The sequence below is a fragment of the Mesorhizobium sp. ANAO-SY3R2 genome (assembly GCF_042466635.1).
Taxonomy (GTDB): Bacteria; Pseudomonadota; Alphaproteobacteria; order Rhizobiales; family Rhizobiaceae; genus Aminobacter.
The window spans coordinates 2,402,335-2,415,896 of sequence record NZ_CP159955.1 but is presented as its reverse complement, the minus strand read 5'-3'; the positions used below and the strand labels follow the sequence as shown (position 1 = coordinate 2,415,896).

8 protein-coding genes are annotated in these 13,562 nt (G+C 65.5%); all 8 read left to right on the top strand.

Features of this window, described 5'->3' with window-relative positions; translation table 11 throughout:
- Positions 1–85: 85 nt before the first annotated feature.
- The 8 genes from ABSY17_RS16710 (at position 86) to ABSY17_RS16675 (ending at position 13,484) form a co-directional block, all read left to right on the top strand.
- Positions 86–1,471 (top strand): tetratricopeptide repeat protein, encoded by a 1,386-nt coding sequence (locus ABSY17_RS16710; protein ID WP_378943122.1) that lies wholly within the window; start codon positions 86–88, stop codon positions 1,469–1,471.
- A gap of 10 nt (positions 1,472–1,481) precedes the next feature.
- On the top strand, positions 1,482–4,037 hold the full coding sequence (locus ABSY17_RS16705; protein ID WP_378943119.1) for a FecR domain-containing protein: 2,556 nt from the start codon (positions 1,482–1,484) through the stop codon (positions 4,035–4,037).
- A 79-nt stretch (positions 4,038–4,116) separates the two neighbouring features.
- The gene (locus tag ABSY17_RS16700; protein ID WP_378943117.1) at positions 4,117–6,279 is read left to right on the top strand and encodes a CHASE2 domain-containing protein; all 2,163 of its coding nucleotides are present in this window, start codon (positions 4,117–4,119) and stop codon (positions 6,277–6,279) included.
- 18 nt (positions 6,280–6,297) lie between these two features.
- A complete protein-coding gene (locus tag ABSY17_RS16695) occupies positions 6,298–7,560 on the top strand; it encodes an NHLP bacteriocin system secretion protein (protein ID WP_378943114.1) in 1,263 nt (420 codons plus the stop codon).
- The gene (locus ABSY17_RS16690; protein ID WP_378943112.1) at positions 7,557–9,731 is read left to right on the top strand and encodes an NHLP family bacteriocin export ABC transporter peptidase/permease/ATPase subunit; all 2,175 of its coding nucleotides are present in this window, start codon (positions 7,557–7,559) and stop codon (positions 9,729–9,731) included. The genes ABSY17_RS16695 and ABSY17_RS16690 overlap by 4 nt, the downstream gene beginning before the upstream one ends.
- Entirely contained in the window at positions 9,731–12,601 is a 2,871-nt protein-coding gene (locus ABSY17_RS16685; protein ID WP_378943109.1) for an NHLP bacteriocin export ABC transporter permease/ATPase subunit, read from the top strand. The genes ABSY17_RS16690 and ABSY17_RS16685 overlap by 1 nt, the downstream gene beginning before the upstream one ends.
- The gene (locus tag ABSY17_RS16680) at positions 12,601–13,146 is read left to right on the top strand and encodes a cyclic nucleotide-binding domain-containing protein (RefSeq protein ID WP_378943107.1); all 546 of its coding nucleotides are present in this window, start codon (positions 12,601–12,603) and stop codon (positions 13,144–13,146) included. The genes ABSY17_RS16685 and ABSY17_RS16680 overlap by 1 nt, the downstream gene beginning before the upstream one ends.
- Positions 13,143–13,484 (top strand): DUF3307 domain-containing protein, encoded by a 342-nt coding sequence (locus tag ABSY17_RS16675; protein WP_378943105.1) that lies wholly within the window; start codon positions 13,143–13,145, stop codon positions 13,482–13,484. The genes ABSY17_RS16680 and ABSY17_RS16675 overlap by 4 nt, the downstream gene beginning before the upstream one ends.
- The last annotated feature ends 78 nt before the right edge of the window (positions 13,485–13,562 follow it).

Below are 13,562 nucleotides of genomic sequence, written 5' to 3'. Positions count from 1 at the left end.
CTAATCCTAAACCATTGATTTATCGTCATCTCTTTGCTCGCTGTGTTATTCCGGCGCTGGAATTGGGTGGGGTCTCGCGCGAAATATGACTGTTGGCAAAACGCTTTCCGGGTGGGCCTGCGGTGTGGCCGCCTGCGCGATCCTTTCATTCGCCAGCGCGTCTGCGACCTGGGCCGCTCCGCGCGATTTCAACCGTCCCCCGCGCGCCGCCGCAGGTGACGTCGAGCCGATCGAGGCCCGGCGGGCAGCCTTGTTCCAGGTGATGCTGGACGACCCCGGTAATCTCGATGCCGCCTTCGAATATGCGGCGCTCTCCTCGCAGGTCGGCGATCTCGAAGGGGCCATCGCCACGCTTGAGCGCATGCTGATCTTCGCGCCCGGCCTTCCGCGGCTGCAACTCGAACTGGGCGTGCTCTATTTCCGCCTCGGCGCCTATGGCACGGCCGGCATCTATTTCGATGCCGCGGTTTCCAATGGCGATGTGCCGGAGGAGGTGCGCAACAAGGTTTCCGAATACCAGGCGGCGATTGCCAGCCAGAACGATGCCTCGTCCTTTTCCGGCTCGTTCGGAATCGGTCTGCGCTATCAGTCCAACGCCAACGGCGGTCCGGCATCGGCCATCGTCAACCTGAACGGCCTCGACTTCGTGCTTTCCGAGGATGCGCGCAAGGCGCCCGATCTCAACGGGTTCATTTCGGGTGACTTTCAGGGCGTGTTCGACCTGGAGGCCCAGGGCGCCGAATTCAAGGTCAACCTGCGGACCTATGGCGAGGGCTATCTGAAGCACGACGAGTTGAACCTCGCCTATGCGGAACTGGCGGCCGGCCCGTCCTTCGATCTGAACCGGTTCGGCCTCGAGGGCTATACGCTCGACCTCTACGGCATTGCGGGCGGAGGCATCCTGGCGGGCGATCCGCTGACTTCGGGGCTCGGGGCCGGGGTGTTCCTCGGTGTGCGCCCGACCCTGGATTGGTTCTATGGCCTTCGCGGAGAGTATCGCCACGAGCGCTTCTACGATTCCGACGCCAACCCGACGCTGAGCGATAACAGCGGCGATCGGTTCCAGGGGCAGCTCGTTTCCTCCTACCGCCTCTCGGACCGCCTGACCCTCGACCTTGCCGGCACCGTCGACCGCTTCGAGGCCGAGACCGCGCGAAATACCTTCTGGCAGGTGGGTGGGATGGCCGGCCTCACGATCCTGTACGAATCGCCGCTAGCGCGCCTGCCGGCTCCCTGGAGCCTGTCGATCACCAACCAGATCCAGCGCCGCAATTACGATGCGGCCGATCCCATGGTCAGTTCAGCGGAGCAGCAAACGACGAAATGGACCGTCGGCCTGACCCAGACCATTCCGCTGACGGACGATTGGGCCGCCCTGTTGCAGACCGGCTACCAGAAGTCCTGGTCCAACTACGACACCGGCATGTTCGACAATGCCACCCTCGGCATCAGCCTGACGAAGGTTTTCTGAGATGGGACGATTGAAGTCAGCGCTTCTTGCCGCAACCGGTCTGGCCACCTTCATCGCGGCGCCCAACCCTTCCGTGGCTGAGGTGACCCGGGTGGGCGTTGCCACAGCGGTCAACCAGGATGCCCAGACCCGAATTCCGGGACGGGGCCTGAAGACCATCGCCATCGGCGACGAGGTCATCCATAACCAGGTGATCGACACCGATGATGGCGGTCTCGTCCAGATCCTCCTTGCCGACGGCACGGCCTTCACGGTCGGTCCGAATTCCAGCCTGACGATCGACAGCTTCGTCTACGATCCCGCTGCAGGAACAGCCAAGGTCTCGGCGAGCCTGTCGAAGGGATTCATGCGCTTCGTCGGCGGGCGCACGTCGAAGACGGAGGGCGGGGCCACCATCAATACGCCGATCGGCACCGCCGGCATCCGCGGCGCCGTGGTCGACATCGATCTGGGCGCGATCGGCCAGCGGCTGGGCAAGGCACGTTCGCGCAAGGACAAGAAAGGCGGCCAGGCCGGCAATCCGCCCCACGTTTCCCTGATCTTCGGCAGGGAGGTCACACTGACCGCGAACGGCGCGTCGAACCGGCTTTTCCGGGCCGGCTATTCGGTGATCGTCGATGGCGACAGGCGGTCAGTGACAAGAACGCCGCCCGCCTTCCTGGCGGCGATGCAGGGCCAGCTCGCCGGCCGCGACGGCGCCAACGGGGGTGTCGCCAGGCAGCCGCAGGACAATCAGGTCCGTGGCAGCGGCGTCGCTCAGCACAATTCCGGGACAGGCCTGCCGGCGAACATTCCTGTTCCCGAACCGCGTCCCGGTGAAACGCCGCAGCAGGCGGTTGCCTCAGACACAAGAGCGGCGATCGTCCAAGGTGCGCTCGGCCAGGGCGGCACCACCGCCAAGGTGCGCATCCTGACAGCGCGCCCTGTCGCCGACGATGGCGGCAATGGCATTGTCGGCGGTTCGCCCGAGACGGATCGCAAGGGCACGCTGACCGGCCGTCCGGGGCAGGATGGAACCGTGAGCCTCGACGGCGGCGGCAGCCTGGCGCTGCCGGTCTATGCCGACAGCGCCTTCACGGCTCATGCGATTTCCGGCTACGCTTTCGGCGGCTCAACCTATTCCGGCAAGGCCTATGTCGGCCTCGACGGTTTCCGCGCCTATATGCTGACGGACGGCACCAATCCGCTCTATGCCATCGCGGGCCGGCCGACGGCCGACGTTCCCGGTGCCTTTGCGGCATCCGGAACGCGTCACTACGCTCTCGGCGCCGATGCCACGAACCCCTTGTTCGGAAACCTTGGCGGCGTCATTCCCTTCACCTATGCGCCGCGGTTTGCCGGCGTCGATCTCACGGGTGCCGTTTCGAGCGATTTCCTGGTGGCCGGAACGCCCGGTGGCAGCGACCCCGATGTCGCGGCGAGAGGCTTGCAGGCGTGGATCGTCATCGATGGAACCGGCTCTGGCCAGAAGAGCGCGATCGGTGTGATGACCGGCGCCATTTCGCTGCTTGAGGATGATGTATCCTACGGTTTCAATGGTGATCGGGGCGGCAGCGACCGGCTTGATGCATCGGATGGAACCACAGCCCACAAGGGCAAGGTGGTCAGCGTGGCTGGCGGCAATGGAGGCTCGTCGATCTTCGGTCCCGGCGGTCAATATGTGGTGCTGACCAACGATCCCGAGAATCCCTATTCCTCCTTTCGCGACGAGGCGAATTATCCCGGCTCCGATCAAGTCGATTTCTCGACGGGCCATGTGGGCAATCTCGCATCGAACGACACGAGCGTGGCACGGAGCTACGGCGGCCGGACGCTGAACGGTTTTTCGTCCATCGCGCTGTCCGTGAATGGAACGACGTCTGCGCGGGCCGGCACGGTGGAAATGCAGTTCGATGCCGCCAACGCGACGTTCCGCGCGCAATTCGAGCAGTTTGCCCAGTTCGGTGGCTGGCCGCTTCCGCACAACGAGATCGGCTTCGCAGACAGCTATGGCGGTGCTGTCTATCTGGACGACGACAACTTCGCTGCGTCCGGCAAGAATAACCGCTCCTATGTGGTGAATTCCAAGGTCGCGCCGGTGAAGATCTTCAACGGCGGCACATCCTCGGAACTGTGCGCCTGCTCCTATCTCAGTTGGGGCTGGTGGGGCAACGCGGATGCCGGCGACGGCTATACGACCTCCGGCCATATGGGCAATTGGGTAATCGGTGACGTGACCGCGAATATCGACATGCCGGTGGGCGGCACGGCGACTTACAGCGGCAACGCAGTAGGGACCGTGCTGAACGGCGGCGCGCAGTACATTGCCACGGGTACGATGAACGCGACGATGAATTTCGGTGCCCGGACCGGCAACGTCTCCATCAGCAATTTCGACGGCCGCAATTTCGGCAGCGACGTCTCCTTTGCCGGCTCCTCCACCTTCACCGGCACCAATGGCGCGACCGACATAACCGGTTCCTTCTCCAATGGCGGCGGGCAGGCGGCGAAGGGCATTCTTGGGTCGTTCTCGACGACCGATAGTGCCTGGTCGGCGTCCGGCATCTTCGGCGGAAACCGCAATTGATGGCCGGCAGCAAGATGACCTGGGGCAGATGAGGGGCACGCCAAAAGGATTGGGTGAGAGCAGGCTCCCACGCCCGTCGGTGACGACCCTGGCGGGCGTGCTGACGCTATTCCTGTGCCTTGGGCTCTGGCGAAGCTTTCCGGACGCGACGGCGGTCCTGACCAATCCCCTATTCGACGCCTACCAGCGTATTCAGCCGCGCCCTGCCACCGAACCGCCGGTGGCCGTCGTCGACATCGACGAGAAGTCGATTGCGGAACTTGGCCAATGGCCCTGGTCGAGGGATGTCATCGCCGGCATGGTCGACCGGCTGAACGAGGCGGGCGTTGCCGCCATCGGCTTCGACATCGTGTTTTCCGAGCCCGACCGGCTGTCGCTCGGCAGGGCTGCCGAGGAGCTCCGCAAGCGGGGTGCGAGCATCGCACTGCCGGCCGATGCCTCCTCGCTCGACAGCGACCGGGCGTTGGCCGGTTCCCTGTCACGCGCCAATGCCGCCGTGGGCCTCGCGCTCACCGATGAAAGCGACGATGCCCCACCCGAGGCCAAGGCGGGTTTCGCCTTCGGCGGCGGCGATCCGCGCGCCTACTTGCCGCATTTTGCCGGTGCAGTGCGCAATCTCGACATCTTGCACGAGGCAGCACCGGGGGCGGGCTTCTTCTCCTTCGCCACGAGCCGCGACCATGTCATCCGCACCATGCCGCTCGTCGCAGTCTCGGCGGACAGGCTCTATCCGTCGCTCGGCGTCGAGGCGCTTCGCCTGGCTTTTGGCGCGTCGGGCTTTGTCATCCGCAGCAACGATGCCAGCGGCGAAGGGGGCGGCGGGCGGCCGGGAATGAGCGCCATGCGGGTGGGGGAACTGACGGTTCCCACAGGAGCGGACGGTCGCGTTCGGGTCTATTACTCAGGTCTCGCCAACATGCCGGTCGTCAGCGCCGCAGATCTGCTCATGGGCAGAGGCGATGTGGGCGCGCTCGAAGGCCGGATCGTCCTCGTCGGCACGAGTGCGGTCGGCTTGCGCGATATCGTGGCCACACCCATCTCGGCGGCGACGCCCGGCGTCAATGTGCATGCCGAGATCATCGACCAGATTGTCGCCGGAGTATTCCTGCAAGAGCCGGATTGGGCGAGGGGGGCGACCCTGCTTGCGACATTCGCAGCCGGCGCAATCCTGATCCTTGTTGCAAGCCGCCGCTCCGCCCTGACGAGCACGATGGTCTTTGCGGTCCTCGTCTGCCTTTGCCTTGCCGTCTCGTGGCTGGCCTTTTCCCGCGCGCACTATCTCATCGATCCGGTCGGCGCGGTCATGACGCTGCTTGCCGTTTTCCTGGTGCTGATCCCGCTCCGGCTCGCCCTGGAAAACCGCGAAAAGCAATTCGTCAAGAACGCCTTCGGCCGATATCTGGCGCCGGCGCTAGTGGAACGGCTCGCCGAGGAGCCGAATGCCCTGCAGCTTGGCGGCGAGACCCGGCACCTGACCGTGCTGTTTTCCGATATCCGCGGCTTCACCACGCTTTCGGAGGGCATGGACCCGCAGGCGCTTACCGGCCTCATCAACGATGTGCTGACGCCGCTGACCGACGTTCTGCTCACGCGGGAGGCGACGATCGACAAATATATCGGCGATGCGATCATGGCCTTCTGGAACGCGCCGCTCGATATCGAGCATCACGAGGAAAAGGCCTGCCGCGCCGCGCTCGACATGGCGCGCGCCGTCGAGCGGCTGAACGAAGGTCGCCAGGTGCCGATCCGCATCGGCATCGGGCTCAACAGCGGCGAGGCCTGTGTCGGCAATCTCGGCTCGGCCCAGCGCTTCAGCTATTCGGCCCTCGGCGACAGCGTCAACCTCGCCTCGCGCATCGAAAGCCTGACGAAGTTTTATGGCGTGACGATTGCCGTAAGTGAGTTCACGCGGCAGGCGGTGGAGGGCTTGGCCTTCCTCGAGGCGGATTTCGTTCGGGTGAAGGGCCGTTCGGCGCCCGTCCGGCTTTATGCGTTGCTCGGTGACGAGGCTGTTGCCGAAGGCGAGGCGTTTCGCAGTCTCGCGCGGCAACATCAGGCGTTCCTCGACCTCTATCGCACGGGCGCTTTCAGCGCTGCGGTCGAGGCGCTTGCAGCACTTCGCCCCCACGAAACGACAGAGCTTGCGGGGCTCTACGACCTTTATGCCGAACGCCTGGCCACCCTGATCTCCGACCCGCCGGAAGGGCCGTGGGACGGCGTCTATGTCGCGCGCTCGAAATAGCTGAGGAATGGCGGGCTGATGAGCAACCAGAAATCGAACCTCTATCGCCAGGAAGCGCTGGACCGACTGTCGTCGCCGGAGCAGCTCGACGAGGCCATCGTCATCACCGGCTCCGGCAACTGGGCCGCGCTTCTTGGCCTGCTGATCCTGCTTGCCACTGCGATCGCATGGGCATTCACCGCGGCTATTCCGACGCGCATTGAGGGACAGGGCATCCTCTTTTCCGGAGGCGGCCAGATGGTGGACGCGATCTCCATGGCACCCGGCACGCTCATCCCCGCCGGCCAGCCGATCGGCGGCAAGGTGCGCAAGGGCGACGTGCTGGCAGAGATCGGCCAGCCGGACGCCGTAGCAAAGCTGGAGGTGGCGAAGGCCCAGGCCGAGGCTGAAAGAGGCGCGCTCGAAGCGTTGCGAGGCGAGCAGAAGGCGGTCGCCGAGGCCCGGCAGGCGAATGCCGAGGCGCGCAAGGCCTCGCTTGAAGTGCAGATGAGCGCTGCCGAGCAGCGCCGCGCCGCCTATGAGAAGCTTGTCGGCAATCAGGAAAAGCTGGCAGCCGGCGGCGTCACTACGGCGAGTGCCGTGCAGCAGGCGCGCGAGCAGTTGGCCAGCGCCACGTTCGACATCGCGACGGCACGGACGGGGTTGCTGGCGATTGCGGCGGAGCAGTTCGCGGCGCAATCGGAAGACCAGCGCCGATTTTTCGACCAGAACCAGAGGGTTCTCGCCGCCGATGCCGAGGTCAAGCAACTGGACCTGCAACTGTCGCTCTTTGGCAAGGTCACGAGTCCTGCCGATGGCACGCTCGTCGAGTGGAAGGCGCCCTTCGGTGCCTTCGCGCCCGCCGGTACACGTATCGCCAGCGTGGCGGCCGGCGAGGGCAGTCTGCAATTCATGCTCTACGTGCCGCCTGCCCAGGGCAAGCGCATCAAGGCGGGCATGTCCGTCAATGTCGAACTCGGCGGGCTCGAAAAGGAGCAGTGGGGGACGCTCGTCGGACGCGTTCTGTCTGTGTCCGAATTTCCGGCAACGCCGGAAGGCATGCAGGCCGTCTTGCAGAACGACGTACTCGTCACGCGATTTGCCAAGGAGGGCGCGCCCTTTGCTGTTGTGGTTGAACTGGAGCGAGACGAAACGACGGCGAGCGGCTACCGCTGGTCGGGCGGAACGGGCGCTTCGGCCGCGCTCAGTGCCGGCACGACGGGCACCGCCAAGGTTACCATCGACAGCCGCACGCCGGTCTCCTTCCTTCTGCCGCTTGCGCGCAAGGCGCTGGGCGCGTGACCGCCGTGACTGCAAACATCCGCTCCGGCTTCGCCGCCGCGCGTTTCCGGCCGCGTGCGACGCCTGAGATACTGCAGATCGAGGCCGTGGAATGCGGGGCGGCGAGCCTCTCGATCGTCCTTGCGCATTACGGCCGTTGGGTGACTCTGGAGGAAATGCGCATCGCCTGCGGCGTCTCGCGCGACGGGACCAAGGCGAGCAATCTGCTCAAGGCCGCGCGCCACTATGGCCTCACCGCCAAGGGCTTTCGCAAGGAGGCCGACAAGCTTGCCGATGTGCCCTGGCCGGCAGTGCTGCACTGGAACTTCAATCATTTCGTCGTGCTGGAAGGCATCCGGGGCAACCGGGTCTTCATCAACGATCCCGCCACCGGCCGCCGGACGATCACGAAACGGGAACTGTCCGATGCCTTCACTGGCGTCGTGCTTGCCTTCGAGCCATCCGAAACCTTCGAACGCGCCGGCGCGCCGGCGCTCGCCTTGCCGATGATGCTGGAGCGGCTGAAGGGCTCTCGCAACGGGCTCGTCTACGTCCTTGTCGCCTCGCTGGCGCTGGTCGTGCCGGGCATCGCCGTGCCCGTCTTCACCCGCGTTTTCATCGACAACATTCTCATCGGCCGGCAGCATGACTGGTTCCTCGCCTTTGCCGTAGCCATGCTTGCCGTACTGCTATTGCGCGGGGCGGCGACGGCGTTGCAGCAGGCGGGGCTGCGGCGGCTGGAGATGAAGCAGGTGGTGGTGCCGGCCAGCAAGCTGCTTTGGCACCTCTTGCGCCTGCCGGCGGAGTTCTACGCCCAGCGCCATCCCGGCGAAATGGCAAGCCGGCTGAACGCCAATGAGCGCATCGCCGATCTCCTCTCGGGGCGGCTCGCCTCCACCGTCTTCAACCTGACGAGTCTCGTCGCCTATGCGGTGATCCTGTGGCTGATCAGCCCCTTGCTGGCATCCTGCATCCTGGCGACGCAGGTACTGTATGGCTTCGTGGTCTATCATGGCGGCAAGGTGCAGCGCTCGCAGAGCATCAAGCTCTCGCACGACCTTGGCAATCTCCTCGCAGCGACGCTGGGGCCGATCCGGGCCATCGAGACGCTGAAGGCGTCGAACATGGAAGGCCAGGCCTATCGACACTGGGCAGGCCAGCACAGCCGCGTCCTCGGCACGCGCGCGGACCTGACGCTGACCCAGACCCTGGTCAACGCCATTCCTGCGGCCATACAGGCGCTGACGGCGGTGCTCGTCCTCGTGTTGGGCGCGATCAGCGTCATGCAGGGGCAACTGTCGCTCGGCGCGCTTGTTGCCTTCCAGGGATTGGCGCAGAGCTTCAACGCTCCCGTGCTCGATCTCATCGGACTTGCCGGCCAGATCCAGTCGATCCGTGCCGATCTCGTGAAGATCGCCGACGTCACCCGCGCCAGGCCCGTTGCCGCCGGCGATGAGGCCGCAGTGCCGGCCTCGAGCCGTGTCGAACTCGACCGGATCAGCTTCGGCTATTCGCCGCTCGATCTGCCGCTGATCGAGGATTTCACGCTCAATCTGAAGCCGGGCGCGCGCGTTGCCCTTGTGGGTGGCTCGGGCAGCGGCAAGACGACGATCGGGCGCCTTATCGCCGGGCTCCAGACGCCCTGGTCCGGTGATATCCGCATTGGCGGGGTGAACGGGCAGACGCTCACCCAGGCGCGCCGCTCCAATGTCATCGGCTATGTCGATCAGGAGATATTCTTGTTCGAGGGCTCCGTTCGCGACAATCTCACGCTCTGGGACAATTCGATTCCGCAGGCGCAGTTGGTCGCGGCACTTTCCGATGCGGCCATCCTCGACGATGTCCTGATGCGCGCCGGTCAGCTCGACGCCCATGTGGCCGAGGGCGGTCTGAACTTCTCCGGCGGCCAGCGCCAGCGACTGGAACTGGCGCGAGTGCTGAGCGCCAATCCTTCATTGATCGTGCTCGACGAGGCGACGGCGGCGCTCGACCCGGTGACCGAAAAGCAGATCGACGACAATTTGCGCCGTCGCGGCTGCGGCTGTCTGATCATCGCGCATCGCCTGAGCACGATCCGCGACTGTGAGGAGATCATCGTGCTCGACCAGGGCCGCATCGTCGAGCGCGGGGACCACGACACGCTGATGGCGATGCAGGGCGAATACGCCTCCCTCGTCCGGGGGAGCCTGTGATGCAGCAGCACGCAGTCTCCCATGGCGCGCCCATTGGCGGCCTCATCGAGGGCGGCGGCAACCGTCCGCTGCCGCTCGATACCGGGTTGGGCGCCTACCGCCTCGTCCAGGGCTATGCCGACATCTTCGTGCTCGATTGCCAAAGCGATGCGCGTCGCCACCTCTTCCGGGCGGAGCAGGGGGCTGTGATCATTTCCACCGGACCAGTCGCGGTGGGCCTGCTCATGGCCATCGGCGGACTCGGCTCGCGCTTCCAGCGCATTGGCATCGACGATGCCCGCACGGCCTGCGGCGAGTGGATCCGTGGCATCAACGCGGCCGTCGCCGAAGCGCAGCAATGGCCGAACCATCTGGTGGAAGGGCAGAGGCTTTCGCTTTCGGAAGGCGAGACCTGCTCCTCGGCCGGCGGTGAAATTGCCTATGTGTTGGCCGAGACGCCGGGGTTGTCCTGGAACGGCGTTTCCCTTTCGGCAGGAACACTCTTTCCCCTCGCGGCACCAGCCATGCTGATGGCGACATCCGAGGCTGCGCTGCGTCCCGTGCCCGTGCCTTCGGCCGCGGAAGTCGGCGAGGGGTTAGAGCAGCTCGCCCACGCGACGATCGAATGGGCCGCCCGCTCTTTCGCTGCGGATCGCTTGGCCGGCGAACGCCGCGAACATGGCCGTGACCAGGCCTCCGCGCGCCGTTTCTCGGATGCGCTAGGCGCGCTCGCCACGACGCGCCAAGTCCGCCGTGTATCGCAGAACCCGTGGCTGCATGCCGTCGAAAGCGTGCTGGAAGCCTTCGGGCAGCAGCCCGACAGCCTGCCTGACGCTGCGCGTCGCCGGGCCGCGGAGGCGAAGGCCTTCGAACCGATCCTCGCCGACCTTTTGCTCGACCATCGCCCCATCGTGCTGGCGGAGGGCTGGTGGAAACGCGACGGCATGCCGATGCTGGCGCAAACGACGGACGGCGAGCCGCTCGCTCTGCTTCCTACCGGCAATGGCCGGTTCCGTGCCGTCGGCGCATCGATCGACCGCAAGGTCGACGCGACCTTGGCCGCCTCGATCAGGCTCGGCGCGCTCCAGGTCTATCCCATGCTGGAAAACCGCAGCCTCGGCATGAGCGATCTGATGCGCTTTGCGTCGCGCGGCCTCGGGCGGGATGCGCGGCGCATAGCGCTGACCGCGCTGCTCGCAGCAGCTACGATGGCGTCGCTGCCCATCGCTACCGGCATCCTGTTCGATTCCGTCGTGCCGATGAACGACCGCGCCGGCCTCGTGCAGCTGGCACTGCTCCTGATCGCAGCGGCGCTCGGCCAGTCGCTCTTCGAACTGACGCGCGCCATGAGCGTCGCCCGCATGGAGGCAGCACTTGATGCCAAGCTGCAGGCGGCCATCATGCTGCGGCTCCTGAGCCTGCCGGTCCGCTTCTTCCAGCGCTTCTCCGTGGGCGATCTTGGGCAGCGCGCGCTTGGGCTTCAGGAGGTGCGGCAAATCCTGACGGCCTCGACCCTCAGCGGGCTCTTCGGCCTCGTCGGCGCGGTGACCAGCATGGTGACGATGCTGTTCATCAACTGGCGGCTTGCTCTCCTTGCCGTCATCCCCTTCGCGGTCATGATGCTCGTTTCCGGCTGGATCTCGCGCAGGCAGTTGCGCCATGAGCGCGAGCGGGTCCGCTTCAATGGCCAGGTCGAAGGCTTCCTGCTGCAGGTTTTGGTCGGCCTGCCGAAGCTGCGTGCCGCTGCGGCGGAGATGCGTGCCTTCGCCGAGTGGGCCTGGCGCTCGATGCCGGAACGCCGCGCCTTCGAGCGCGCGCGCTTTTACAGCGGCTGGCAGACGGTCGCCGTTGCTGTGCTGCCGTCGCTGTCGCTGCTCTTCATCTTCGGTTGCCTTCTCCTTGTCTTCAAATACGAGACGACGCAGGCAGCCCTCTCGGCGCTGGTTACCGGAACCGGCGCGCCCGACGATGCCGGCTCCATGTCGGCCGGCATGTTCGTCGCCTTTGCCGCCGCCTTCGGCCAGGCGTCTTCGGCCTTCGTCGCGGCAGTGACGGCGAGTTCCGAACTCCTCAGCATCGGGCCGCTGGTAGCACGAACCCTGCCGCTTCTCGAAGCCGAGCCGGAAGTCGGCAGCAAGCGTGAGGCACCGGGCCGGCTGTCGGGCGAGATCGCCTTCAACCGCGTGCATTTCCGCTATGGCAAGGACGGCCCGCTCGTGCTCCGGGACGTCAACTTCACGATCCGGCCCGGCGAATATGTCGCCATCGTTGGCGAATCCGGCAGCGGAAAGTCGACCATCATGCGGCTTCTGCTTGGCTTCGATACGCCGGAGGAGGGCGCCGTCTTCTTCGACTGCAAGCCCGCCGACCGGTTGGACACAGCGGCACTCCGCGCGGAAATCGGCGTGGTTCTGCAAAACGGGCGCATCAGCCCCGGCTCGGTCTATCACAACATCGCGGGCGCCTCCGGCCACGGGATGGAGGCCGCCTGGGCGGCGGCGCGCCTCGTTGCGCTCGCACCTGACATCGAGGCCATGCCCATGGGCATGCATACCGTGCTCAACGATGGCGGCAGCGCGCTGTCGGGCGGCCAGCGCCAGCGGATCCTTCTGGCGCGTGCGCTCGTCGGCGAACCCAACATCCTCCTGCTCGACGAGGCGACGAGCGCGCTCGACAACCGCACCCAGCGTGTGGTGACGGATACGCTGGCGCGGCTTTCCGTCACCCGCATCGTCATCGCCCACCGTCTCAGCACCATCATGAACGTCGACCGCATTTTCGTGATGGACAAGGGCCGGCTGGTGGAAAGCGGCACCTACGAACAACTGATGGAAGCGCAAGGTGCCTTCCACGCGCTTGCCCGGCGCCAGTTACTTGAGAAAGAGGGTTGATGCGCAAAGTACTCTATATTCTCGGCCAGTTGGACGATGAAGACATCGAGTGGATGGCTCGTAGGGGGCGCCGGTTCCAGGCGGCGGCGGGGACCGTGCTCATCCGCGAGGGCATGTCGGTCGGCGAACTGTTCTTCGTGCTGGCGGGCGAGGTAGCCGTGGTCGTTTCCGGTGTTGGCGAGGTCGCGCGGCTAGGGCGTGGCGAGGTGGTGGGTGAGATGTCGCTCGTCGATTCCGCCCCGCCTTCGGCGACGGTCGAGGCGGCTGAGGGGGCGCTGATCCTAGCCGTCGACAAGCGCGACCTCCAGGCGCGGCTTGCCGAAAATCCCGGCTTCTGCGGCCGCTTCTACAAGGCGCTCGCGATCTTTTTGGCCGACCGCCTGCGCAGCACGACGCAGCGCATGAATGCGCGCGGCGGCCTCAAGGCAGGCACCGTCATGGAGGATGAACTGGACGAGGGCATCCTCGACACGATTTCGCTCGCCGGTGCACGTTTCGAGCATCTCCTGGCGCGGCTTTCGAGCGGCCGGGACGGCAACGCATGATGGCCGGCGAATTCGTCACGCTGTTCGCGCTGCTGGTCTTCGGCCATGCGCTTGGCGACTATCCGTTCCAGAACGATTTCATGGCTCGCGGCAAGAACTGGTGCACGCCCGTCCCTGGGGTGCCCTGGTATCACCTTCTGGCCGCCCATTCGGTGATCCATGGCGGCCTCGCAGGGCTGGCGACCGGTTCCGTCGTCATCGGAGTGTTTGAAACCATTATGCATTTTGGCATTGACAGCCTGAAAAACCGTGGCATCACTTCGATCCATTCGGATCAGGCGCTGCACATCGCCTGCAAGATTGCCTGGGCGCTCCTCATTGTCGGAAACGTGGTTTAATTCTGCGGCCGGCGCCGCGGAACCCGCGAAAGTTTTGCCCTGCTGGGATGCCGAAGCGCGATTTGGGGGAGGCGCGAT